The 22,449-nt window shown below is 47.9% G+C and carries 22 protein-coding genes; 15 read left to right on the top strand and 7 right to left on the bottom strand.

Annotation, left to right across the window (positions count from 1 at the left end):
• Positions 1 to 110: 110 nt before the first annotated feature.
• Both FIU82_RS08035 and FIU82_RS08030 read right to left on the bottom strand, forming a co-directional pair.
• The gene (locus FIU82_RS08035) at positions 111 to 578 is read right to left on the bottom strand and encodes an acyl-CoA thioesterase (RefSeq protein WP_022946572.1); all 468 of its coding nucleotides are present in this window, start codon (positions 576 to 578) and stop codon (positions 111 to 113) included.
• Between the two features lie 105 nt (positions 579 to 683).
• Positions 684 to 2,330 (bottom strand): electron transfer flavoprotein-ubiquinone oxidoreductase, encoded by a 1,647-nt coding sequence (locus tag FIU82_RS08030; protein ID WP_152440795.1) that lies wholly within the window; start codon positions 2,328 to 2,330, stop codon positions 684 to 686.
• A gap of 231 nt (positions 2,331 to 2,561) precedes the next feature.
• Here FIU82_RS08030 and FIU82_RS08025 point away from each other — a divergent pair, with 231 nt between their 5' ends.
• Together FIU82_RS08025 and FIU82_RS08020 are read left to right on the top strand one after the other, a co-directional pair.
• Entirely contained in the window at positions 2,562 to 3,314 is a 753-nt protein-coding gene (locus FIU82_RS08025) for an electron transfer flavoprotein subunit beta/FixA family protein (RefSeq protein WP_152440794.1), read from the top strand.
• Positions 3,311 to 4,237: an electron transfer flavoprotein subunit alpha/FixB family protein gene (locus FIU82_RS08020; protein WP_045978322.1), complete on the top strand. Its 927-nt coding sequence runs from the start codon at positions 3,311 to 3,313 to the stop codon at positions 4,235 to 4,237. The genes FIU82_RS08025 and FIU82_RS08020 overlap by 4 nt, the downstream gene beginning before the upstream one ends.
• Before the next feature lie 140 nt (positions 4,238 to 4,377).
• Here the strand turns inward: FIU82_RS08020 and asnS are convergent, their stop codons facing one another.
• The gene (gene asnS / locus FIU82_RS08015; protein WP_130147800.1) at positions 4,378 to 5,775 is read right to left on the bottom strand and encodes an asparagine--tRNA ligase; all 1,398 of its coding nucleotides are present in this window, start codon (positions 5,773 to 5,775) and stop codon (positions 4,378 to 4,380) included.
• A 550-nt stretch (positions 5,776 to 6,325) separates the two neighbouring features.
• Between asnS and FIU82_RS08010 the strand changes: the two genes are divergently transcribed.
• Together FIU82_RS08010 and FIU82_RS08005 are read left to right on the top strand one after the other, a co-directional pair.
• Positions 6,326 to 6,757: an ATP-binding protein gene (locus FIU82_RS08010; RefSeq protein WP_022946577.1), complete on the top strand. Its 432-nt coding sequence runs from the start codon at positions 6,326 to 6,328 to the stop codon at positions 6,755 to 6,757.
• Between the two features lie 22 nt (positions 6,758 to 6,779).
• Complete coding sequence (locus tag FIU82_RS08005; RefSeq protein WP_045978320.1) at positions 6,780 to 7,286, top strand: phosphate-starvation-inducible PsiE family protein; 507 nt, start codon at positions 6,780 to 6,782, stop codon at positions 7,284 to 7,286.
• A gap of 41 nt (positions 7,287 to 7,327) precedes the next feature.
• On the opposite strand, the gene FIU82_RS08000 is transcribed toward FIU82_RS08005, so the two are convergent.
• Positions 7,328 to 8,665, bottom strand: a complete 1,338-nt coding sequence (locus FIU82_RS08000; protein WP_022946578.1) for a KamA family radical SAM protein — start codon at positions 8,663 to 8,665, stop codon at positions 7,328 to 7,330.
• A 239-nt stretch (positions 8,666 to 8,904) separates the two neighbouring features.
• Positions 8,905 to 10,197, bottom strand: a complete 1,293-nt coding sequence (gene bioA, locus FIU82_RS07995) for an adenosylmethionine--8-amino-7-oxononanoate transaminase (protein ID WP_152440793.1) — start codon at positions 10,195 to 10,197, stop codon at positions 8,905 to 8,907.
• Positions 10,198 to 10,294: 97 nt separating this feature from the next.
• On the opposite strand from bioA, the gene bioB reads away from it, so the two are divergent.
• The 5 genes from bioB to htpX all read left to right on the top strand — a co-directional run bounded on the left by bioB (position 10,295) and on the right by htpX (position 14,915).
• Positions 10,295 to 11,338, top strand: a complete 1,044-nt coding sequence (gene bioB / locus FIU82_RS07990; RefSeq protein WP_053910476.1) for a biotin synthase BioB — start codon at positions 10,295 to 10,297, stop codon at positions 11,336 to 11,338.
• The gene (locus FIU82_RS07985) at positions 11,338 to 12,459 is read left to right on the top strand and encodes an 8-amino-7-oxononanoate synthase (RefSeq protein WP_152440792.1); all 1,122 of its coding nucleotides are present in this window, start codon (positions 11,338 to 11,340) and stop codon (positions 12,457 to 12,459) included. Before bioB ends, FIU82_RS07985 begins: the two co-directional genes overlap by 1 nt.
• Positions 12,456 to 13,211 carry a methyltransferase domain-containing protein gene (locus tag FIU82_RS07980; protein ID WP_172972722.1) on the top strand — a complete coding sequence of 252 codons (756 nt, stop codon included), beginning with the start codon at positions 12,456 to 12,458 and terminating at the stop codon, positions 13,209 to 13,211. The genes FIU82_RS07985 and FIU82_RS07980 overlap by 4 nt, the downstream gene beginning before the upstream one ends.
• Positions 13,208 to 13,888 (top strand): dethiobiotin synthase, encoded by a 681-nt coding sequence (bioD, locus tag FIU82_RS07975; protein WP_138588096.1) that lies wholly within the window; start codon positions 13,208 to 13,210, stop codon positions 13,886 to 13,888. Before FIU82_RS07980 ends, bioD begins: the two co-directional genes overlap by 4 nt.
• A gap of 157 nt (positions 13,889 to 14,045) precedes the next feature.
• On the top strand, positions 14,046 to 14,915 hold the full coding sequence (gene htpX, locus FIU82_RS07970) for a protease HtpX (protein WP_152440790.1): 870 nt from the start codon (positions 14,046 to 14,048) through the stop codon (positions 14,913 to 14,915).
• A gap of 63 nt (positions 14,916 to 14,978) precedes the next feature.
• On the opposite strand, the gene FIU82_RS07965 is transcribed toward htpX, so the two are convergent.
• The gene (locus tag FIU82_RS07965) at positions 14,979 to 15,182 is read right to left on the bottom strand and encodes a hypothetical protein (protein WP_022946585.1); all 204 of its coding nucleotides are present in this window, start codon (positions 15,180 to 15,182) and stop codon (positions 14,979 to 14,981) included.
• A gap of 85 nt (positions 15,183 to 15,267) precedes the next feature.
• Here FIU82_RS07965 and FIU82_RS07960 point away from each other — a divergent pair, with 85 nt between their 5' ends.
• Complete coding sequence (locus FIU82_RS07960) at positions 15,268 to 15,786, top strand: GNAT family N-acetyltransferase (RefSeq protein WP_152440789.1); 519 nt, start codon at positions 15,268 to 15,270, stop codon at positions 15,784 to 15,786.
• A 6-nt stretch (positions 15,787 to 15,792) separates the two neighbouring features.
• On the opposite strand, the gene FIU82_RS07955 is transcribed toward FIU82_RS07960, so the two are convergent.
• Positions 15,793 to 16,329, bottom strand: coding sequence for a TetR/AcrR family transcriptional regulator (locus tag FIU82_RS07955; RefSeq protein ID WP_026111351.1), 537 nt, complete (start codon positions 16,327 to 16,329; stop codon positions 15,793 to 15,795).
• Between the two features lie 82 nt (positions 16,330 to 16,411).
• Between FIU82_RS07955 and FIU82_RS07950 the strand changes: the two genes are divergently transcribed.
• The 5 genes from FIU82_RS07950 (at position 16,412) to FIU82_RS07930 (ending at position 22,445) form a co-directional block, all read left to right on the top strand.
• The gene (locus tag FIU82_RS07950) at positions 16,412 to 16,600 is read left to right on the top strand and encodes a hypothetical protein (protein ID WP_022946588.1); all 189 of its coding nucleotides are present in this window, start codon (positions 16,412 to 16,414) and stop codon (positions 16,598 to 16,600) included.
• A 173-nt stretch (positions 16,601 to 16,773) separates the two neighbouring features.
• Entirely contained in the window at positions 16,774 to 17,256 is a 483-nt protein-coding gene (gene purE / locus FIU82_RS07945) for a 5-(carboxyamino)imidazole ribonucleotide mutase (RefSeq protein WP_022946589.1), read from the top strand.
• An 11-nt stretch (positions 17,257 to 17,267) separates the two neighbouring features.
• Positions 17,268 to 18,407, top strand: a complete 1,140-nt coding sequence (locus tag FIU82_RS07940) for a 5-(carboxyamino)imidazole ribonucleotide synthase (protein ID WP_152440787.1) — start codon at positions 17,268 to 17,270, stop codon at positions 18,405 to 18,407.
• A 158-nt stretch (positions 18,408 to 18,565) separates the two neighbouring features.
• Positions 18,566 to 19,759, top strand: coding sequence for an endonuclease/exonuclease/phosphatase family protein (locus FIU82_RS07935; RefSeq protein WP_052698113.1), 1,194 nt, complete (start codon positions 18,566 to 18,568; stop codon positions 19,757 to 19,759).
• A gap of 199 nt (positions 19,760 to 19,958) precedes the next feature.
• A complete protein-coding gene (locus FIU82_RS07930) occupies positions 19,959 to 22,445 on the top strand; it encodes a prolyl oligopeptidase family serine peptidase (RefSeq protein ID WP_152440786.1) in 2,487 nt (828 codons plus the stop codon).
• Positions 22,446 to 22,449 lie beyond the last annotated feature (4 nt).

Below are 22,449 nucleotides of genomic sequence, written 5' to 3'. Positions count from 1 at the left end.
GGGAGTGTAACGCGCGGCTGTTTTGTATGGACCTGAAAAAGGTGTAAAATTTTCCGGTAAATGTCAAAATTACACCCTGAATGGAACCTAACTAATTGATTAATAGTCGATTAACAGGTCTTCTGTAAAAGTGTTTCGGTTTCGATGGCTATCTCTTTCATTTTGATCGCATACGCCTCTAGGCGCTTCTGTTCTTCTGTTTTTGCCTTAAAGCATGGCACCTCTACTGGGTAGCCGGCTTGGTCCATAGCGACAAAGCTGATCACGCAGTGGTTAGTCTCGACCATGTGTTGCGTCTTGGGGTCGCCACAGCGTACTTGTATAAATATTTGCATACTGGTTTTACCGGTATGCGCAATAGAGGCGTTAACTTCAACTAATTGACCCACTAACACTGGCCGGCGAAATTTTACTCCGGCCACAGATACCGTGACACAGTAATGGCCGCTCCAACCTGCGGCACAGGCATAGCCAGCTTGATCTATCCATTTCATGACGACTCCGCCGTGGACCTTACCACCGAAATTGACATCGGTAGGCTCGGCTAAAAATCGAAAAGTAACCGTATCTTGACTCATAGAGCTCCCCAAATATGCTCGACCTGTTACAGCAAGTGTAGTGTATATAAATAAAAAAGGGGCTTACGCCCCAGTTGCAACTTAGGATAAAGTACTTAATAACAACTACATATTAGGGTAGTTAGGACCACCCGCTCCCTCTGGGGTGACCCAGGTGATGTTTTGGCTGGGATCTTTGATGTCACAGGTTTTACAGTGCACACAGTTTTGCGCATTGATCACAAACTTTGCCTCACCTTCACTGTCATCCACTTCGTAAACCCCAGCTGGGCAGTAGCGCTGTGCTGGTTCATCAAAGCGTGGCAAATTAACCGTAATAGGTATCGCAGCATCCTTTAATTGTAAGTGACACGGCTGAGACTCTTCGTGATTGGTGTTAGACAAAAAGACCGATGAGAGTTTGTCAAAACTAAGCTCACCATCTGGCTTTGGGTAGTCAATTTTCGGTGCTTGTGAGCTGCTCAGTAGGGTCGCGTAATCAGGGGTGTTGTCTTTAAAGGTAAAAGGCAGCTTTCCTGCGAATAGGTTTTGGTCCAGCGTGTTATACGCGCCCCCGAAGAACTTACCCAATTTGTGCATCGCCGGCCCAAAATTGCGTGAGCGGTAAAGCTCATCATACACCCAAGAAGATTCAAAACGCTGCGCGTAGTCAGCCAAATCAGTGTGCTGATCACCGACTTTAATCGCCTCAAAGATACTTTCGGCTGCCAACATACCGGATTTCATTGCGGTGTGATTGCCTTTGATTTTAGCAAAATTCAGCGTACCTGCATCACAGCCCACGAGTAGGCCGCCCGGGAAGTACATTTTCGGTAGCGAATGTAACCCGCCTTTGGCTATAGCACGCGCGCCGTAGGCTAAGCGTTTACCGCCTTTGAGCACATCGGCGAATACAGGATGATGTTTCATTCGCTGAAATTCATCAAAAGGACTTAAGTGCGGGTTGGTGTAGTTAAGGTCGACAATGAGGCCCACCACCACTTGGTTATCCTCGCAGTGGTACATAAATGCGCCGCCATTGGTATCTCCACTAAGCGGCCACCCAGTGCCATGAACCACTTTTCCTTGTTGATGTTGCTGTGCATCTACTTGCCAGATTTCTTTAAAACCAAGACCGTAGTGTTGCACAGAGCGATCTTTATCAAGGGCAAATTGATTGATCAGTTGTTTACCTAAGTGGCCACGGCAGCCCTCTGCGAAAATGGTGTATTTTGCTCTGAGCTCCATCCCCGGCATAAACCCAGGCTTTTCATTGCCCTCTTTATCGCGACCCATATCACCGGTAATGATGCCTTTGACGCTGTCGTCTTCAATAAGTAGTTCGTGCGCGGAAAAACCAGGGAAAATTTCGACCCCTAATTGTTCTGCTTGCTCGGCTAAAAAACGACAAACGTTGCCCATAGAGACGATATAGTTGCCATTATTATGAAATGTTTTGGGCACCATAAAGTGGGGCAGGGATTTAGCTTTTTGCTCATCACTGAACCATAAAATTTCGTCTTCGGTGACTTGGGTATGCAGTGGCGCGCCTAACTCCTGCCAATTAGGGAGTAGCTCATCGAGTGCGCGAGTTTCGAAAACGGCACCGGAGAGCACATGAGCACCTACCTCAGAGCCTTTTTCAACCACGCAAATCATCAATTCTTGTTGTTGTTCTTGTGCTAATTGCGCGAGCTTAATGGCGCTAGCAAGGCCGCTGGGCCCTGCACCGACGATGACCACGTCAAATTCCATGGTTTCGCGTTCTACCATAATGATCCCCTGCTTTATATGACGGTATAAGGTGTTACGAAATGCAAATTATTCGTTACACAAAAGGTTATTGCCCAAGGTTATTTTAGGTTGACGTTTACGTCAACAGGAAGTAGTCTGATTTCATCAAATAAATAAGTTTACGTTAACGTCAGGTGTGGGCGTGTCAGTAGTAACCGCGCAGGTTATAGCCGCTTTAGAACGTCCACTCGCGTGTCAACAGGAGCAAATATGAAAGTATTAGTGCCCATCAAACGTGTCATCGACTACAACGTCAAAGTACGCGTAAAGGCAGATAACAGCGATGTCGATTTGGCGAATGTGAAAATGGCGATGAACCCATTTTGCGAAATCGCCATAGAAGAAGCTATTCGCCTAAAAGAATCTGGTAAGGCAACGGAAGTGGTTGCTGTGACTATTGGTGATAAGTCATCGCAAGAGCAGTTGCGCACTGCACTGGCACTGGGCGCCGACAGCGCTATTCACATCGAAAGTGATGAGAAGCTAGACTCACTGTATGTGGCAAAGCTACTCGACAAGTTAATTGATGAACAGCAACCCGATCTGGTTATCTTAGGGAAGCAAAGTATCGATTCGGACAATAACCAGACTGGGCAAATGCTGGCTGCGCTGCGCGGATGGGGGCAGGGCACATTTGCCTCAAAAGTGGATATTAACGATGGCAAAGTGAATGTGACGCGTGAGGTTGATGGTGGCTTACAAACTGTAGCGCTCACGCTTCCTGCGATTGTCACGACTGATTTGCGTCTCAACGAGCCCCGTTATGCATCATTGCCTAACATTATGAAAGCAAAACGCAAACCTTTAGATGTGAAAAGCGCTGCGGATATGGGCGTCGACCTTGCTGCGCGAGTGCAGTTGGTGAGCGTGGAAGAGCCAGCTCAGCGTCAAGGTGGTGAAATCGTTGAAGACGTTGAAACCTTAGTGAACAAGTTAAAAAATGAAGCAAAGGTGGTGTCATGAAAGCATTAGTGGTAGCTGAGCACGAGTACGGTGAACTAAAGCCTGAAACCGCGAAAACATTAAGCGCGGCGCACAAAGTAGGCGCTGATATTGATGTGTTGCTGGTTGGTGAGAACCTTAATGACGCGGCTGAACAGGCCAGTAAGCTCAGCGGTGTAAGCCGTGTGTTGGTCGCTGACAGCAGTGACTATGCACACCAACTAGCTGAAAACACTGCTGATTTAATTGTGAGCTTAGCGGGTGATTACAGCCATCTATTTGCCAGTGCGACGACCACCGGTAAAAACATTATGCCACGGGTTGCAGCGCTATTAGATAAAGCCCAAGTATCGGACATTATTGATGTTATCGACGCTGATACGTTCAAACGCCCGATTTATGCTGGTAACGCCATTGCGACGGTGAAGTCACTTGAGTCTGTGCATGTTATTACTGTGCGTGCCAGTGCCTTTGATGCAGTGAGCAGCGACGGCAGTGCCAGCATCGAAAAGATTGACAATAGCATGGCCTCAACGAACAGTGAGTTTGTCTCTAAAGAGCAAACTGAGTCTGAACGCCCTGAATTAACCGCTGCTGATGTTGTTATTTCCGGCGGCCGAGGTATGCAAAATGGTGAAAACTTCAAACTGTTAGAAGGTATTGCCGATAAGCTCGGTGCGGCTATTGGCGCATCACGCGCTGCGGTAGACGCTGGCTTTGTGCCGAACGATATGCAAGTAGGGCAAACCGGTAAAATTGTCGCTCCTGATTTATACATAGCCGTGGGTATCAGTGGTGCCATCCAGCATTTGGCAGGTATGAAAGACTCAAAGGTCATTGTAGCTATCAACAAAGACCCAGAGGCACCGATTTTCCAAGTAGCTGACTATGGGTTAGTGGCTGATTTATTCGATGTTCTACCTGAGTTAGAAGCCAAGCTTTAAAGCGTAACTAGTTTACAAAAAGCCCGCAACGGGTTTCCTTTCGCGGGCTTTCTTGTTGGTCATTGCTGTCCTAGCGGCAGTAAGGCAAATAAAAACCCGCTACGTGAGCGGGTTTTTGATGTCTATAGCGTGCGCCGTTATTAGTAAGTAGCGCTGCCTTTAGTGCGAGGGAAGGCAATCACGTCACGGACATTGCCCATACCGGTCACGTAAGCGACCAAACGTTCAAAGCCTAAACCAAAGCCTGAGTGAGGCACCGTGCCGTAGCGACGCAAGTCGCGATACCAGCTATAGTCTTCTTTGTTTAAGCCCATTTCCTCTAAACGAGCATCAAGCACATCTAAACGTTCTTCACGCTGCGAGCCACCGATGATCTCGCCAATGCCTGGGGCAACCACATCCATCGCTGCCACCGTCTTGCCGTCTTCGTTCTGGCGCATGTAGAAGGCTTTGATATCGCGCGGGTAGTTTTTGATAACTACAGGCGCTTTGAAGTGCTCTTCAGCCAGATAACGCTCATGTTCAGATTGTAAATCCACGCCCCACTCAACAGCGTATTCAAACTTCTTACCGCACGCCTTAAGAATCTCGATAGCGTCGGTGTAATCAACCTGCGCAAAGTCCTTGCTGACGAATTCTTCAAGACGACTGATGGCCGTTTTCTCGATACGTTGTGCGAAGAACTCCATGTCATCACGACGCTCTTCCAATACCGCTGCGAATACATACTTGAGCATGTCCTCGGCAAGTTTGGCGATGTCGTTCAAATCGGCAAAAGCCACTTCCGGCTCGACCATCCAGAACTCTGCAAGGTGGCGCGAGGTATTAGAGTTTTCAGCACGGAAGGTTGGGCCAAAAGTGTAGATCTTTGACATTGCGCTGGCATAGGTTTCACCGTTGAGCTGGCCTGATACCGTTAAAAATGCTTCTTTACCGAAAAAGTCTTCGCTGTAGTCAATATCGCCCTTATCAGTGCGTGGTAGATTCTGCATATCCAATGTCGACACTCGGAACATTTCACCAGCACCTTCGCAGTCACTGGCGGTAATGATGGGGGTGCTGATCCACATGTAGCCACGCTCATGGAAAAAGCGGTGGATAGCCTGCGATAAACAGTTACGAACACGGGTAACCGCGCCAATCACGTTGGTGCGTGGACGCAGGTGGGCGTGCTCACGTAGGTACTCAATACTATGGCGCTTTGCTGCCATAGGGTAAGTGTCAGGATTTTCTACCCAGCCAATTACTTCAACGCTGTCCGCTTGAATTTCAAAGGCCTGACCTTTGCCGGCTGACGCTACGAGCTTACCGGTTACGCTTACCGAGCAGCCGGCCGTTAAACGCGTTACTTCATCATAATTATTGAGCGAATTAGGCACTACAGCTTGGATAGGATCAAAACTCGAACCGTCATGAACGGCTAGAAACGAAATACCTGCTTTAGAATCGCGACGTGTGCGCACCCAACCTTTAATGTTGACCTGGGTGTCCACGGCAACGGCGCCTTTTAATAGCTCGGCGATTGCTGTATGGCTCATTTTCACTCCAATGATTACTATTGCCCACTGCGCTGCACCTTGGCAGCAGCAGTATTATGATGAAAGTTAAGAGGCCTATCTTAACCGTGATTTAGGGAGAAAAAAACTGCCAATTGCCTCAATCAGGGCAGAAATACGTAAAAGCGTAGAAAATATCACCTAAACTAATCATATATAACTTATTATTGAGACGCTTTAGCATGTTGAGGGGAGATAAACCGGGCCCTTTTCGATTAGTCGCTTGGTGTGCAGGTGTAGGCTGGGTGCTTTTTGTTGGGGTATTAGTATTGATTCACTACGCTCGCCCTGATGTAGATTACGGCATATTACGTTATTTCGACGTGCCCATTCGCGAGCATTGGCTCTTAAAACCGAAAAATAGCGCCTTAATCATGCTAATGCTGTGTGGTCTTTGCTGCGTTTGTGGCATTATAAGGGCAAGAAATATAAATAAAATGATGCATCTGGCTGCACTTTCGCTTATTGCTTTAGCGTTTTTGTGTGTCAGCTTTACCCTTGCAATCTTAAGTTAAAACGCAGTGAGTAGTTAATGAAACAAGCTTTTATCCTACGCGGCTTGCCAGGTAGTGGTAAAACCCACTATGCGCAGAGCCTTGCCGACGACCTCGTTGCCGGCGATGCTAGCCAATACTTTATTTGCAGTACCGACGATTTCTTCGTGCAAGATGGTCACTATCAATTTGATAAGCACAAGTTACCTGAATATCACAATCTTAATTTAGCCCGTTATATTAAAGCGCTCGCGGAGGGCATTCCGTTAGTGATTGTTGATAACACCAATATCAAAAAATGGGAATTTATCGCCTATATTGAAGCCGCGCATGCGCTCGGTTATCAAGTCAAAGAGGTGATCGTTGGCGAGGTAAAAGACAAAGCAATGCAACACCTATATGCTCAGCGCAACACCCACAAAGTAGCGCTGCGGACGATAGCGAAAATGGCCTATCAATTTGAGTGGTAATTGACCATATCAAGGAGCATTCATGAGTAACAAGCAAGTAGAGCATGACACCCAAAAACCTAAACTAGCGCATGAGCTCCACCAAGAACTTCCCGTTGACCATCCCGATGCGTTTTTTCGCATGCTACACAAAGTGATTCGCTTTGCTATTTGTGTTTTAGCCCTGTGTATGGTGGCAGTTATACTCTGGGGGGTCGGTGATGTTATGTACATTATCTACGAGCGATTAATGCAGCCACCTTACTTTTTACTAGATGTAAATGACATCTTTTATACCTTTGGTGGCTTTATGGCTGTGTTGATAGCGGTGGAAATATTTATCAACATTAGGATGTATCTAGGGAGCAATGTTTTTCCTGTCAAGCTTGTCGTCGCGACTGCTTTGATGGCTATCGCTCGTAAAGTGATCATCCTTGATTTTGACACCCTCACCCCGCTTTACCTGATAGGTATCGCCGCCACAACTTTAGCGCTGGGGATAACCTACTGGCTTTTGGGCAAAGCACCCAATGATGATTATGATCATTAGATGGATATTGATAAAAAAACCGCCTCAAGGGCGGTTTTTTATTACATGGCGTTGTATTCGTCTTCCCAGAAGAACTTTTCTTCGCCAAATGCCGGCTTTAAGTCATTAAGCCATGTGGCGTTCTCGTCATACTTGGCGAAGAAAGGACGCTGCACCCAATCTGGGTTGCGAGCTTGAATAAAGCGCAGTACGAAGACCTTTTCACCGGCAATCTCGCTGACACCAGATACTTCCACCTTACCTGGACCGGCACTCATAGATGGGCCGCGCACGGTACGACTGACACCAGATACCTGTTTATAAGCCTCGCGGAAGGTTTCCCAAGTTTTATACAGGGGTAATTCAAAGTATCGCTTGGCCCCGGTATCACGTTCAATAAACATGTAGTACGGGATCATCCCTAGCTGCGTTTGCTCTTTCCACATTTCCGCCCACATATTAGGGTCGGTATTAATGTTATTAAGGAGTGGTGCTTGAGTACGGATTTGCGCGCCAGTTTTACGCAATAAGGCAATCGCTTCACGTGTAGCTGCGGTGCGCAGCTCTTGCTTATGGTTTATGTGAGCCATAATAGAAACGTGCTTGCCCGCATCCACAAGCTCTTTAATTAAGGCGAGCAAGTCTTGCGCATCAGGATCGGTTAAATAACGGAATGGCCAGAAAGTCAGTGACTTGGTGCCGATACGGATGGTGCGAATATGGTCAAATTCGGGATCTTTAAGCTTTTCAAGATAGCCACGAAGCTTTACGGTACGCATCACCATTGGGTCGCCGCCGGTTACGAGTAGATCGGTAACCTCTTTGTGCTCACGCAGATAATTATGCAGTAAGTCCGCATCGTTGTTATTGAATCGTGTCGCTTTACCAACAAACTGCGCCCAGCGGAAGCAGAAAGTACAGTAAGAGTGACAGTATTGTCCTTGTGCAGGGAAGAACAATACGGTTTCTTTGTATTTGTGTTGAATGCCTTCAACGCGCTCACCATCGAGCTCGGGCACATTCTTTTCCATTTGCCCGGCAGGATGCGGGTTCAGCTTGTTACGGATCTGTTGTGCCAGTTCCATTACCTGTTCAGCGGTTGGGTCCGTTCTATGCAGCGCAGCCATTTGCTCGTACGACTCGTCATCTAACATACCACGCTGAGGGAACGTAAGTTGGAATACCGGATCATTGGGGACTTTATCCCAATCAATCAATTCTTCAATTACAAAGTTATTTACGCGGAATGGGAATACACTGGCCACGACCTTCATCTCAAAGCGCATATGCTCTGGTAGTTGGTGTAGGGCTTCAATTTTATCAATTTGACGGTGTTGATACACGGTAAACCTAGGCGGGACAAAGGTTTCCGCTGGCTGTATTTGAACGGTTTGCTGCATATATTTTCACTTGCTAGTTGAAAAGGTTGGTACTCTAACAAAAAGGTCAAGCCAATTCCTAGTCCTAAGTGCGAATATAATTGCGCTGTAACACGCAAAGAGCGGCCTTTGGCGCGCTCAAGCAGGTATAAAATTGCTACGCAGTGAAACTAATTGTTCAGCGAAAAGTAAGTTAACTCTTTGAGCTGGTTATAAACTGTGGTGATTCCCAGCTCAAAGAGGCAACAGTCACCACCTCATTAGTAGTAACCCTGAGCGATGGCATCGTATATTGCCGTGGCTAAGCGCTGAATGTCGTTTTCGCTGCTAACAAAAGGCGGCATAAGATAAATCAATTTACCAAAGGGGCGGATCCACACTCCTTGGCTGACAAAGAACTGTTGGATCTTGGCGACATCCACAGCACTATTGAGCTCAACCACACCAATGGCGCCAAGGCGGCGTACATCAACCACGGCGGCTAATTCGCGGCAGCGCTCTAAGGCACCAAGCCAATGATGAATATCGTTTATCTGCCCATGCCAATTGTTATCGAGTAGCAACTCGAGACTTTTGTTGGCCACAGCGCAGGCCAGCGGGTTACCCATAAAGGTGGGACCGTGCATCAAAACGCCTGCTTCGCCTTCGCAAATACCGCGTGCTACATGACTCGTGGTCAGTGTTGCGGCTAAGGTCATATAGCCACCGGTAAGTGCTTTACCCACACACATAATATCTGGAGTTATATCGGCATGTTCAACAGCGAACAAGGTACCGGTGCGGCCAAAACCAGTGGCAATTTCATCGCAAATAAGCAATATCTCGTAGCGGTCGCACAACTGGCGCACGGTTTTTAAATAGTCGGGATGATAAAAGTTCATACCGCCGGCATTTTGGACTATCGGCTCAATGATAAAAGCCGCCACTTCATGATGATGTTTGGCAAAGTATTGCTCTAGGGTGTGCGCCTCTTCTGCGTCAAAGCGTTCATCGAAACGGCTACGGGGTGGCGGCACAAAGATTTGTTCGGGTAAAAATCCGCGATACATACTGTGCATTGAGTTGACCGGGTCGCACACACTCATAGCGGCAAAGGTATCGCCGTGATAGCCCTTTTGTGGGGTCATAAGTTTATGCTTTTGTTTATGGCCTTGGCTATACCAATATTGCACTGCCATTTTTATCGCCACTTCCACACTTACTGAGCCGCCATCGGCAAGAAACACCTTGTCGAGCGCTTTGGGGGTCATCGCCACTAACTTTTTACACAGTTCAACTGCTGGCGCGTGAGTGATGCCGCCAAACATAACATGGCTCATATTGTTGCTTTGGCTTTGCAGCGCTTCATTTAACTGGGGGTGATTGTAGCCGTGCAGGGCACTCCACCACGATGCCATACCATCAATTAAGGCTTCGCCACTTTGTAGATAAATGCGGGTTCCCTCAGCATGGGTAATGGGATAATTGGGAAGAGGGTTGAGCATTGATGTGTAGGGGTGCCAAATGTGCTCACGATCAAACTCAGTGTCGATATGTGTATAATTATTGCTCATAGGTAAACTTCAAATGTCATTGCAGCGTTGACAATACTAAGGCAACTCGTAGACTGATACAAAATTAAATTCTACCGTCGATAATAAAGAGAACTCTATGGAACAGGCCGAAATCCGTCATAACTGGACGCACGAACAAGTTAAAGCCCTTTTTGACATGCCATTTAATGATTTGCTGTTCAAAGCGGCAAGCATTCACCGTCAACACTTTAACCCCAACGAAGTGCAAATTTCGACTTTATTATCGATTAAAACCGGCGCCTGCCCAGAAGATTGTAAATATTGTCCTCAGTCAGGGCACTACAAAACCGACCTCGAGCGTGAACGCTTGATGGAAGTAGAAAAAGTGGTTGAGCAGGCCAGGGCCGCCAAGTCAAAAGGTGCGACCCGTTTTTGCATGGGTGCAGCATGGTCAGACCCTAAAGACCGCGACATGCCTTACATTGAGCGCATGGTCCGAGAAGTAAAAGAGCTGGGTTTAGAAACCTGCATGACACTGGGCAAGCTCGATAACGATAAAGCCAAGCAGCTGCGCGGGGCGGGGTTAGACTACTATAACCATAACCTTGATACTTCACCTGAATACTATGAGCAGATTATCACGACGCGCACTTACCAAGACCGTTTAGACACACTGGATCATGTGCGTGATGCCGGCATGAAGGTATGCTCCGGTGGCATTATCGGTATGGGAGAGCAGGCTTCTGATCGCTACGGCCTACTGATCCAGTTAGCTAACTTGCCTAAGCAACCGGAAAGTGTGCCGATTAATATGTTGGTTAAGGTCAAGGGCACGCCTTTAGAAAACGTCGATGATTTAGACCAGTTCGAATTCATTCGCACCATTGCTGTGGCGCGTATCATGATGCCGAAAAGCTACGTGCGTTTATCAGCAGGGCGCACGGCAATGAATGAGCAGATGCAAAGCATGTGTTTCTTTGCCGGAGCAAATTCCATCTTCTATGGTGACAAACTGCTGACCACCGATAACCCTGAAGCCGATGCCGATATGAACCTTATTCGCAAACTGGGGATGCGCCCAGAGCAGGCTCAGGATTACTCAGATGAGGCCTATGAAGCGTCATTGAGTTCAGCTATCGCTGATAAGAAAACCTCTGAGCTGTTTTACGAAGCACCCTAATGGCGTTTGAATACATTGATAATGTGCTCGAGGGTGCCAAAGAGCAGCACTTACTGCGTCAGCGCGTGGTAGTCGATGACATTTGTGCGCGCACCTTGGCCGTGGATGGTCGACGCTACTTAAATTTTGCGTCCAATGACTATCTTGCTTTAGGCGATCGGCCGCTGCCGCCATTGAAAGGGCGCAGTGGCGGGCACAGTTCGCCGTTGGTTACTGGTTACAGTCGTGAGCAAGCAGAGCTGGAGCAACGTTTTTGTGCACTTTATGGCTTTGAGTCAGCGCTGCTGTTTGCCAGCGGTTTTAGTGCTAATGCCAGTGTGCTAAAAGCCTTGTTTGCTCAAGCCCGTGAAGGCTTGATTGTGCAAGACAAACTGAATCATGCCAGTTTAGTCGATGGCGGCCTTGCGGCAAACGCACAGATGCAGCGCTTTAATCACAATAATATGGCGCATCTGGATGCGCGCTTGGGTAAATCCAAAGCCCACCATAAACTGGTAGTAAGCGAGGGCGTGTTCTCGATGGATGGGGACTGCGCGCCGCTTGAACAGCTACGCAGTCAGTGTGAGAAGCACCGGGCCTGGTTAATGCTTGATGATGCCCATGGGTTTGGGGTGCTCGGTGGAGGCAAAGGCAGCGCTGCGGTGCTTAAGCCTGATATTTTAGTGCTCACCTTTGGTAAAGCGCTGGCTGCCAACGGGGCTATCGTACTAGCTAGCAACAAAGTCATCGATTTGCTGCTGCAAAGTAATCGCGATTACACCTATTCTACGGCACTGTCCGCTTTGCAATGTGAGCTGATTGACACCCGACTGACGCAGTTGTTGGCGGCTGACGCCGAGCGTCAACATTTATCTGCACTGATTGATTACTTTAAAAGCCAATGTGCGACGGCTCATTTAGCGCTGATGCCCTCAGATACACCGATACAGCCGTTGATCGTCGGCGATAGTGAATCAGCGTTGGTAATGCAAAATCAACTTCGTGAAAAAGGCATATGGCTTAGTGCCATACGACCGCCCACCGTGGCCCACAATACTGCGCGTTTGCGTATTACCTTAACGGCGGCTCATACTGAGGAAGATATCGACACCTTAGTCAGCGCCTTGGAGCAATGCCGATGAGTGCGGCATTAAAACTTACTACCCAGCGGCAATTCTCTAAAGCGGCAACGAATTATCAGCAGCATGCGCGAGTGCAAGCCGCGAGCAGTACTGTTTTGTTAGACCACATTGGCGCCAGACATTTGGGTGTATGTTTAGACTTAGGCGCGGGTCCCGGCGTCAATAGCCATGCGCTCAGTGTCAGGGCACAGCAGTTAGTGTCCCTTGATTTATCAGAATCCATGCTACAGTGTGCACGAACCTTAGGTGGCGATGACAATCATGTGGTGTGCGCAGATATGGACACGCTACCAATACGCAGTGCAGCGATAGACACTGTCTTTAGTAACTTTGCGATGCAATGGTCTGCTGATTTAGCTGCCTTACTTTGCGAGTTACACCGTATTTTAACGGCGAATGGGCGGGCATATATTGCTGTGGTGAGCGAAGGCTCCCTTGAGGAAGTGAAAGCTGCTTTTGCCACGGCAGGGGTGCCAGCCATTAACCAATTTATACGTGTTGACGATTTGACCACAGCGGCAAAGCAAGCTGGGTTTAAGGTGCAATGGCAGCATCAAGCAAAGCTATTTGATCGCTTTGACAGTGCTAAACAGGCGTTAAAAAGTTTATCGGCTATTGGTGCCAATAGCTGTGAGCATGGCCACCGTCACTTATCGAAAAATCAGTATATGCAGATTCTAAACCATTTACAGGGATCGCAGCTGGACGTGGAGTTAAGCTACAACGTCTCATTTTTGGAGCTCATTAAATGAAACAATTTTTTGTTACCGCAACCGATACCGATGCAGGTAAAACCCATGTCACCAGCTTGCTACTGAAACTCGCTGTACAGCATAAAAAGAAGGCGGCCGGGTTCAAGCCCATCGCCGCTGGTGCTGAGGAGGCGTTTGGCCGACTGGTCAATACTGATGCACTGACACTCATCGAAAGCGGCAACACCAATGTGCTCTATGAGCAAGTAAATCCGTTTATTTTTGCGCCACCGATTGCACCTCATATTGCCGCTGCGCAGCAAGGAGAACATATTAGCGTTAGCAAGTTACGCAGCGCATACGACGAGTTTAAAAGTTGCGGTGCCGATATTCTCATTACCGAAGGCGCCGGAGGTTGGCTATTACCCATTAATGACACGGAGCTGTTAAGTGATTGGGTGCTTGCTGAGCAGCTGCCAGTCATTTTAGTGGTGGGTATGAAACTCGGTTGCCTCAACCATGCATTATTAACGATGGAAGTGCTGGCGCATCAAGGTATACATGTCGCTGGGTGGATAGCCAACCAAGTGGATCCACAGATGCAGGAATACGATGCCAATTTAGCCACCTTGAAAGCAAGGCTGCCAGCCCCATTTCTCGGAGAAAGCCCTTATACCGAGCACACACCAAAGCTAAAAATCCACCGCGCTCTTATGGAGCTATTCGAGTTAGGTTAAGGTTACAGTTGCTTACAAATCCGTTTGCCGAAATAACTTGATACCGTAAACATCTGCCTATATATATTGAGCATAACGCGTCGATAGGGTGACGCTATCCATTATGGATCACTCGATGATCCCTAATGAATAATCTTACCCGTTGGAGAAATGTAGTATGAAACGTGTTGTGCTCTTTTTATTGACCAACCTTGCCGTTATGTTAGTGCTTGGTGTGGTGTTATCTATCGTATTCTCAGTGCTGGGGATATCAAGTCGCAGTATGGGGGGGATCCTCATCATCGCCGCTGTGTTTGGTTTTGGTGGCTCCTTTATCTCATTGTTGATGTCTAAGTGGATAGCTAAACGCTCCACTGGCGCATATGTTATTGAGCAGCCGCGCTCCGGTACCGAGCAGTGGCTGGTAAACACGGTTGCCGAGCAAGCGCGTCAACGTGGTATCAACATGCCAGAGGTCGCTATTTACGACAGCCCAGAAATCAATGCTTTTGCTACTGGACCATCGAAAAACAACGCGTTAGTCGCGGTAAGCAGTGGCTTGCTTCACAACATGAGGCAAGAAGAAGCCGAAGCGGTACTCGCTCATGAAGTCTCTCATGTGGCCAATGGCGACATGGTGACATTGACGTTGATTCAAGGAGTCGTGAATACCTTTGTTATTTTCTTTGCTAAGGTATTGGCTGGTATCGTTGATAATTTCCTCAATGGCGATGAGGAGCAAAGTGGCCCAAGCTGGACTTATTTTATCTTCGACATGGTGTTTCAGGTGTTATTTGGCATACTCGCTTCCGTGGTCGTTGCTTACTTCAGCCGCAAACGTGAATTTGCCGCAGACAGAGGCGCAGCCGAGTTAGTGGGCGCACATAAAATGCGTGCCGCACTAGAGCGCTTAAAAGGCAACCATGAGTCACAGCTAGAAGGCTCAATGATGGCCTTTGGTATCGCACCAGGGCGCTCTATTGGTGAGCTATTTGCTTCACACCCGCCATTGGATGCGCGAATTCATGCACTGTCAACACATAGCTAACGACTGTTGTGGAACTAAAAAAAGCGCACTTAGGAGTGCGCTTTTTTGTTTTCAGTAAAGCAATTACGCGCTTTGTTGCTGGCGTTGCTGCTGGTTGGGGATCAACTCCTCAACCACCTCTTTGGCGCTTAGGGTGTAGCGGACGCCATCAAACATCACCGAGACGAACTCCTCAATGCCAGTGATCCCTGTTAACGTCCAGCCTTCGCCGCGTTTAGGGCAGTACACCGTGGTAGTAGGAGGAACCATAATAAAATCATCAGCCATGAGTATTTTTAACTTCTAGTGCTTGCTCTTGAGCATAGTTTAAGGCAATAATTCGCTAACTCAAGCCCGATATATTCTTACTGCTATGAATCGCTGCCCATCTCGCGGGCTTAGTTTACGCCCCATAGGCCACAAAGATGCGCCGGCAATGTTTGCTATTCTCTCACAGCCTTTGGTTTTTCGCTTTAATGATTATTTACCACCGAAAACTAAAACTGAGGTGCGTAGTATGATTCAAGCGGACATCGAACTACTTCTAAAAGGGCAAGGCGTGCGCTTTGCTATCATTCACCAGCGCCAGGTCATTGGTAGCTGCGGCTTATATAATATCGGCCAAGGTTGCGCGGAGCTCGGCTTTGAACTTCATCCTCAGCATTGGGGTAAAGGTTATATGCAAGCAGCAATAGCTTTGCTATTAGCCGAATACGGCCGCTATATTGATAAGCCGCTCACGCGTATCCAAGCACGAGTGATGGTCGAAAATCACCGCAGTATCAATACGCTTACCCGTACAGGCTTCAAACCAATTAGCGCGCAACTCTATAGTTTAGCGTTACCGGCCTGTACACTCGATGTTGCCGAGCAACTCAATCAAGCAAGTTAATCCTGATTAGAGTAGGGCGAGCTTGGCACTTAAGCGACGCACCATAGCATTAGCGTTAGGGGATGGCTGATTTAAACCTTCTATCAAAGTCATAAAGTAACAGTCCATCATGGCTGCGGCACGCACCTCGTCATACTGGGGAGCCGATGCAAATAACAACGCTTTAAATTGCTGTATTTGTTCATCGAAAAACTGTCCTTGCCAAATCAAACTCTGTAGTAGGGTCTTACTGAATTCCACATGCTGCAAATAAAACGCATACAGGTGTGTGGCATAGTGGCGCATTTTCAGTTTTGGCTGCTGATGGTCGTCACTGCGTTGGGCATCAGCGATGACGTTATCAATCTGCGCAATCATTAACACCTTGAGCAACTCATCTTTATTCGCAAAATGGCTAAACAAGGTGCCATTTGCTATCCCTGCTGCCTTGGCAATATCACGTGTTGACGTGCTCTCAAACCCTTTGGCAATAAACAGCTCCCACGCGGTTTGGCAGATCCGTGTTCGTGTTTGCAGTTTTTTAGGCGTTAATTGGTTACTCAAAACAAACCCTTTTGCTTGATATTGAGCGTGCTCAATTATTATAATGAGCGTGCTCATTTTTATAAGTTAATGGAAAACTACAATGGAATCAGTCGTTAATATAGTATCACGGATAATCGGTTATGTGTTGTTTGTGCCCTTTATATGCTTTTACAGCTATGTGTTAGGGCCGGTGCTAAAGGCGGTGCTCATCCCCGGAGGGGTGGTGGTTTTGGCATTGATAATGGGGCCTGCTAAGGCATGGCGAGTTTGGAAAGCAGCGAATGGATAACTTTGTTCATTGCCTCTAGCAACAAAACTTAGCCATGCTTTTTATCGGGCTTTTTAGTATAATGCGCGACAATTTTTGCGGTGAAAGAGAATCACTGCGGCGCTAACCCCCCTTGATGCTTGGTCATCATACGGCGTAATTTACATTTATATCGTTCATACTGAGGAGTGGCAATGAAAGTAGGAATTATTATGGGCTCAAAGTCAGACTGGCCCACCATGCAACATGCGGCGGATATGCTGGATAAATTCGGTGTCGAGTATGAAACCAAAGTGGTTTCTGCGCATCGCACTCCTCAACTTTTAGCTGATTATGCCAGCTCAGCTGCTGAGCGTGGTATTAAAGTGATCATCGCCGGTGCTGGCGGGGCTGCGCATTTACCGGGTATGGCGGCCGCTTTTACCTCGCTACCGGTATTGGGCGTGCCAGTAAAATCGAAAGCGCTCAATGGTGTTGACTCGTTATTATCAATCTGCCAAATGCCAAAAGGTGTGGCGGTAGGTACTTTAGCTATTGGTGATGCCGGTGCCGCTAATGCGGGACTGTTGGCAGCGCAAATTTTGGGCTGTCAGCAACCAGAGCTACTGGCGAAAATTGACCAATTTCGTGCCGAGCAGACAGAGACTGTTTTAGCTAACCCTAACCCAGCTGAATAAGCGAGTTGTATATGCAAATGTTAGTTCTGGGCGCGGGCCAACTAGCGCGTATGATGGCGCTTGTGGCAGCGCCGCTGGATATCCATATTCGTGCTTATGACGTGGCTAGCAAACAAGTGGTGCACCCGGTAACCGGTGAGCACTATACGCAAACGTTAGAGCAAGCAATCGCCAGTAGCGACCGTATTACTGCTGAGTTTGAGCATATTCCAAGCGATGTGCTTGCGGCCTGTGAGCAAAGCGGCAAATTCTTCCCCGGTAAAAAAGCCATTGAATGCGGCGGCGACCGCGCCAAAGAGAAGGCGCTGCTCGATAGTGCTGGCGTACCGAGTGCTCCGTATATTTTAGTGAGTGAACGTGCCCACCTCGAGCAAGCGGTGAATGAACTGGGTTTACCTTTGGTGATCAAAACTTGTCAGGCTGGGTACGACGGCAAAGGCCAATGGCGCTTAAAAAGCATCGACCAGGCTGATGAAATCTGGCAAGAAATGCAGGCATTTTTAGATAAAGATGCGTCGCATCGCATTATTTGTGAAAAAATGATTGCGTTTGACCGTGAAGTTTCAGTGATAGGTGCGCGCGATGCACAAGGGAATGTAAAAGTATACCCGGTCACCGAAAATGAACACACTGACGGGGTGTTGACGCTGTCGGTAGCAGGCATCGTCAGCCAAGACATGCAATCTCAGGCGGTTGATGCCTACAGCAAAATAGCCAATGCGCTGGATTATGTTGGCGTACTTGCTATCGAGTTTTTCGATGTTGACGGTGAATTGCTAGTCAATGAGATTGCGCCGCGTGTGCACAACTCGGGTCATTGGACACAGCAAGGCGCTTATTGTTGCCAGTTCGAGAACCATGTGCGTGCTGTTGCCGGTTTGCCTTTGGGCTGTACTTATCTATTGCAGCCAAGTGCGATGATTAACGTTTTGGGTCAGCCAGCGATCCCGGCAGAGGTATTGGCTACCACCGGCGTTCGCAGTCACTGGTATGGTAAAGCGGTAAAACCAGGGCGAAAAATGGGTCATATCAATGTCAGTGCTAATACTTTGCATGAGCTTGGGGAACGTCTCGGTGAATTGCATGAGCACCTCAGCGAGCAGGATTATCCTGGTATTGAAGCACGAGCCCATCAGTTAATTCTTAATTAGCGCGTGTGGTTGCGCAGTGCAGATAGCAACCAACAAGACTACTTAAGCGAATAAACCGAGCCTTGAAGCTCGGTTTTTTCATCCCAAACGCTGACACAATGTCATTAACAGCTGCTAGTATGGCGTTTTCATTTTGCTTATATAAGAGAAAACCCTAAATGACCTTGTGCAAACGTTTTGGCCTTATTGGCTCCTTGTGTCTGTTCGTTGCGGCCTGTGCGCAACCTCATTCGTCTGTGCCAACAACGCTGCGTATCGCGACCTTTAACGTTAGTATGGATGGCTCGAACTACGTTACTAATCCCAGTGAGCTAAGTGAATCGCCTTTACCTGCCTTGCTAGCCCAAGGGCAACACCCACAAATTCACAATATCGCGCATATTATTCAACGGGTGCGTCCTGATGTGATATTACTCAATGAATTCGACTATAACGAGGATTGGCGCGAACAAGTCGATGCTTTTCAACGCCACTATTTAGGCAAGGATCATGGCAGTGTAAAAGCCATTCACTACCCCTACAGCTATAGTGCGCCCGTTAATACCGGTGTTGCCAGCGACTACGACTTTGACGGCAATGGTGAGCTCTCTGGCAATGGCGGGGATGCTTATGGCTTTGGTTTCTACCCTGGCCAATACGGGATGGTGATCTTAAGCCGCTATCCCATTGACCATGAGCGCGTGCGCACGTTTGCACAATTGAAATGGGCGCAACAACCGCAGGCGCAGATGCCCATGCTTGATGGCAATGCTTTTTATGATAACCGTACATGGCAAGCTGCGCGCTTAAGCTCTAAGTCATTCTGGGATGTGCCTATCAGCGTTGATGGTAAACGTGTGCATCTGTTGGCATCTCATCCTACACCACCGGTGTTCGATGGTCCGGAAGATAGAAACGGTCTGCGTAATAAAGCTGAGATTAAATTAATCGCCGATTATTTAGATAATCAAAGCGATTATTTGGTGGATGACCAAGGCCGCCAAGGAGGCCTCGATGACAACAGCCGATTTGTTATCTTGGGAGATTTGAACGCTGCACCGCAAGGCGATAAAGCGCGTCCTGAGGCCATTAATCAAGTGTTAGCTCATGATAAAGTGGATGCCAGTATGGTGCCCGAGAGCACCGGAGGAGCAGGGGTGGAAGAGCAAGCTTATGCGCGTTATTACACCGCAAGCTGGCGTGCTAGAGCTGATTATGTGTTGCCATCAAAGTTCGGTTTTGAGCCTATCTCGGCAGGTGTATATTGGCCGACGGAGCAAAACCCGGCACAATATAAATTAATTAGTGATAGAAAAGCCTCGTCAGATCATCGTCTTGTGTGGATGGACCTAAAATTAATAAAAAAACAGTGAACCATTTAGCCGCTTAGTACTCTATATATATGTGAAGCAGGTCCCGTACTTGTTTCGTTATTGCTAGCGCAGAGTTTTGGTCAGCATCCCTTGCTGACCTTTTTTTTGTCTAAGTAAACTGCCGTTGGTCTTAAAACACTGTCTTTGCTTGTAAGTTTTTGCTTAAATCAGGGCACCGTGTATTTAGTTGAAGACAATCATGTTCCATAAATCAGTACTGGCGGCGACCATTGCTTCCAGTTTTATCCTCAGCGGCTGTCAAAGCACCGCACAACAAAGCAACACGCAAGTAGAAACGAATCAAACTTCCGCCCCAAGTCAAGTGGAGACACCGGCAAAACCAGGTTCAGTGGCTATTACCTTAGAACAAGCCATGGCTGATCCGGACTGGATAGGTAACCAGCCAGAAGGCGCGTTTTGGCACAGCGATTCAAATACCGTTGTTTATCAGCAAAAACAACAAGGTAATCAACTACGCGACACCTACACACAGGCCGTTGGCGCAGACAGTGCAACCAAAGTAACGCTGGCGCAGCTACACACTTTGGGCGATGACAAGGCCGTATACAGTCAAGATAACCGCTTACAAGCCTATGTATTTAAAGGGGATGTATTTGTTCGTGATACTGCTGCTAACACCTTAGTGCAAATCACCAAAACGTCGGCATTTGAATCTGCGCCGCAGTTTTTAAATGATAACAGCCTAGTATATCGCCGTGGCAACGTGTTTATGCATGTAGACTTAGGCTCCGGGCTGCACAGTGAGTTAGCCAACCTTAAGCTTGAAGATAAGCCAATCAAGGTTAATGAGCCGAAAAGCTACATTGCTAAGGAACAACATAAGCTTATTGACTATGTTGCACTGCAGCTAAAAAACCAAAAAGATGCTCTCGAGCGCGACCAGCAGTTAGCGAATGAAAATAGCGCGGTAGTCGATGCCACCATTTACCTAGGCGATAAAAAGCGTTTAGTGGATGCCCAGCTCTCTCCCGATGGCAGTAAGCTTATCGTTGCGCTAACCGATGACAGAAGCTGGCGCGCAGACACCGACATCATGCCTAATTACATTACCCAAGATGCAGGGGTAGAATCGGTACCAGCCCGTCGCCGGGTTGCGGATGCCAAGCCACAGGGCACAGAATTGGTGTATATCGACTTGCCAAGCAAAGCAAAAACGACGCTGACCTATAATACCTTGCCCGGTTGGAATGAAGATGTGCTTGCCGAGGTGAAGCGTGAAAACTATGCCCGCCAAGGCAAAGAGTATGAAAGCGAAACTAAGCGCCGTGAAATCAATTTAATGATGGATTGGGGCTGGGGTCAAAGTGCCATTCAATGGAACCGCAGTGGCTCACAAGTTGCTGTTATGCTTGAGGCTTGGGATAATAAAGACCGCTGGATAGCGACCGTTGACTTTAAAGGTAAAAAGTTAGTGAACCAACACCGTTTACATGACGATGCTTGGATTAACTACACCTTTAATGATTTCGGTTGGTTAAACACCAGCGACACTTTGTATTTCTTGTCAGAGCAATCCGGTTATAGCCACATCTACACAAAGCCGTTAACAGGTAAAGCAACCCAGCGTACCAAGGGTCAATTTGAGGTTTCCGATCTGACCTTGAGCGAAAATGACCAATATCTGTACTACAAAGCGAATAAAAAGCACCCAGGTATTTACGAGGTGTATCGCTTAAACCTGGATAGCGGCAACAGCGAGGCGCTAACCAGCCTTGATGGCATGACTGACTATAGTTTGAGTCCTGATGAGCAAAAACTGCTGTTACAGCACTCAAAAATCATGCACCCGCCGGAGCTTTATGTCATGGATGCGGCACCGGGGGCTAAGGTTACGCAGCTAACTCACACCGTATCAGAGCAATTCAAAGCGACTAAGCTGGTGGCTCCGAAAGTGGTTGCCGTACCGTCGAGCCATGGTGAGCAACCGGTGTATGCGAAAGTGTATTATCCCAGCGATTACCAAAGCGATGAAAGCGGTAATACCCGCAAGGCGGTTATTTTCAACCACGGCGCCGGTTATTTGCAAAACTCACACTTTGGCTGGTCCGGTTACTTCCGCGAGTTTATGTTCCACTCGTTGCTTGCCAGCGAAGGCTATGTGGTTATGGATATGGACTACCGCGCCTCGAAAGGGTATGGCCGCGATTGGCGTACTGCCATTTATCGACAAATGGGAACGCCAGAGACGCAAGACTTGGTTGATGGGGTAAAATGGATGCAGGCTAACGCCAATGTTGATGTTGAGCGGGTCGGTACTTACGGCGGCTCATACGGTGGCTTTATGACCTTTATGGCGCTGTTCACCGAGCCTGAACTATTCCAAGCCGGAGCGGCACTGCGCCCTGTGAGCGATTGGGCACATTATAACGCCCCGTATACCTCTAATATTCTCAATCACCCAGATGTTGACCCTATTGCCTACGAGCGTAGCTCGCCTATCTACTTCGCTGAAGGGTTAGAGAAGCCGCTATTGATCAATGCGCCGATGGTTGATGACAATGTGTTCTTCCAAGATGTTGTGCGCTTAGTGCAGCGCTTGATTGAACTGGAGAAAGAGGACTTTGAAACGGCTATCTTCCCAGTTGAACCGCACGGATTTGTGCAGCCTTCAAGTTGGCTAGATGAATACCGCCGCATTTATAAGCTGTTTGAAGAGAACCTTTAATCGC

Origin of the sequence: Pseudoalteromonas sp. THAF3 (assembly GCF_009363775.1) — a bacterium.
Taxonomy (GTDB): domain Bacteria; phylum Pseudomonadota; class Gammaproteobacteria; order Enterobacterales; family Alteromonadaceae; genus Pseudoalteromonas; species Pseudoalteromonas ruthenica.
Note: the sequence above shows the minus strand (reverse complement) of the source record. Positions and strands in the feature narration are given on the sequence as shown.

Bases quoted from the DNA above. Each gene is read 5' to 3' on its own strand.
- FIU82_RS08035 (WP_022946572.1), bottom strand. From the start codon at position 578: ATGAGTCAAGATACGGTTACTTTTCGATTTTTAGCCGAGCCTACCGAT.
- FIU82_RS08030 (WP_152440795.1), bottom strand. From the start codon at position 2,330: ATGGTAGAACGCGAAACCATGGAATTTGACGTGGTCATCGTCGGTGCA.
- FIU82_RS08025 (WP_152440794.1), top strand. From the start codon at position 2,562: ATGAAAGTATTAGTGCCCATCAAACGTGTCATCGACTACAACGTCAAA.
- FIU82_RS08020 (WP_045978322.1), top strand. From the start codon at position 3,311: ATGAAAGCATTAGTGGTAGCTGAGCACGAGTACGGTGAACTAAAGCCT.
- asnS (WP_130147800.1), bottom strand. From the start codon at position 5,775: ATGAGCCATACAGCAATCGCCGAGCTATTAAAAGGCGCCGTTGCCGTG.
- FIU82_RS08010 (WP_022946577.1), top strand. From the start codon at position 6,326: ATGAAACAAGCTTTTATCCTACGCGGCTTGCCAGGTAGTGGTAAAACC.
- FIU82_RS08005 (WP_045978320.1), top strand. From the start codon at position 6,780: ATGAGTAACAAGCAAGTAGAGCATGACACCCAAAAACCTAAACTAGCG.
- FIU82_RS08000 (WP_022946578.1), bottom strand. From the start codon at position 8,665: ATGCAGCAAACCGTTCAAATACAGCCAGCGGAAACCTTTGTCCCGCCT.
- bioA (WP_152440793.1), bottom strand. From the start codon at position 10,197: ATGAGCAATAATTATACACATATCGACACTGAGTTTGATCGTGAGCAC.
- bioB (WP_053910476.1), top strand. From the start codon at position 10,295: ATGGAACAGGCCGAAATCCGTCATAACTGGACGCACGAACAAGTTAAA.
- FIU82_RS07985 (WP_152440792.1), top strand. From the start codon at position 11,338: ATGGCGTTTGAATACATTGATAATGTGCTCGAGGGTGCCAAAGAGCAG.
- FIU82_RS07980 (WP_172972722.1), top strand. From the start codon at position 12,456: ATGAGTGCGGCATTAAAACTTACTACCCAGCGGCAATTCTCTAAAGCG.
- bioD (WP_138588096.1), top strand. From the start codon at position 13,208: ATGAAACAATTTTTTGTTACCGCAACCGATACCGATGCAGGTAAAACC.
- htpX (WP_152440790.1), top strand. From the start codon at position 14,046: ATGAAACGTGTTGTGCTCTTTTTATTGACCAACCTTGCCGTTATGTTA.
- FIU82_RS07965 (WP_022946585.1), bottom strand. From the start codon at position 15,182: ATGGCTGATGATTTTATTATGGTTCCTCCTACTACCACGGTGTACTGC.
- FIU82_RS07960 (WP_152440789.1), top strand. From the start codon at position 15,268: ATGAATCGCTGCCCATCTCGCGGGCTTAGTTTACGCCCCATAGGCCAC.
- FIU82_RS07950 (WP_022946588.1), top strand. From the start codon at position 16,412: ATGGAATCAGTCGTTAATATAGTATCACGGATAATCGGTTATGTGTTG.
- purE (WP_022946589.1), top strand. From the start codon at position 16,774: ATGAAAGTAGGAATTATTATGGGCTCAAAGTCAGACTGGCCCACCATG.
- FIU82_RS07940 (WP_152440787.1), top strand. From the start codon at position 17,268: ATGCAAATGTTAGTTCTGGGCGCGGGCCAACTAGCGCGTATGATGGCG.
- FIU82_RS07935 (WP_052698113.1), top strand. From the start codon at position 18,566: ATGACCTTGTGCAAACGTTTTGGCCTTATTGGCTCCTTGTGTCTGTTC.
- FIU82_RS07930 (WP_152440786.1), top strand. From the start codon at position 19,959: ATGTTCCATAAATCAGTACTGGCGGCGACCATTGCTTCCAGTTTTATC.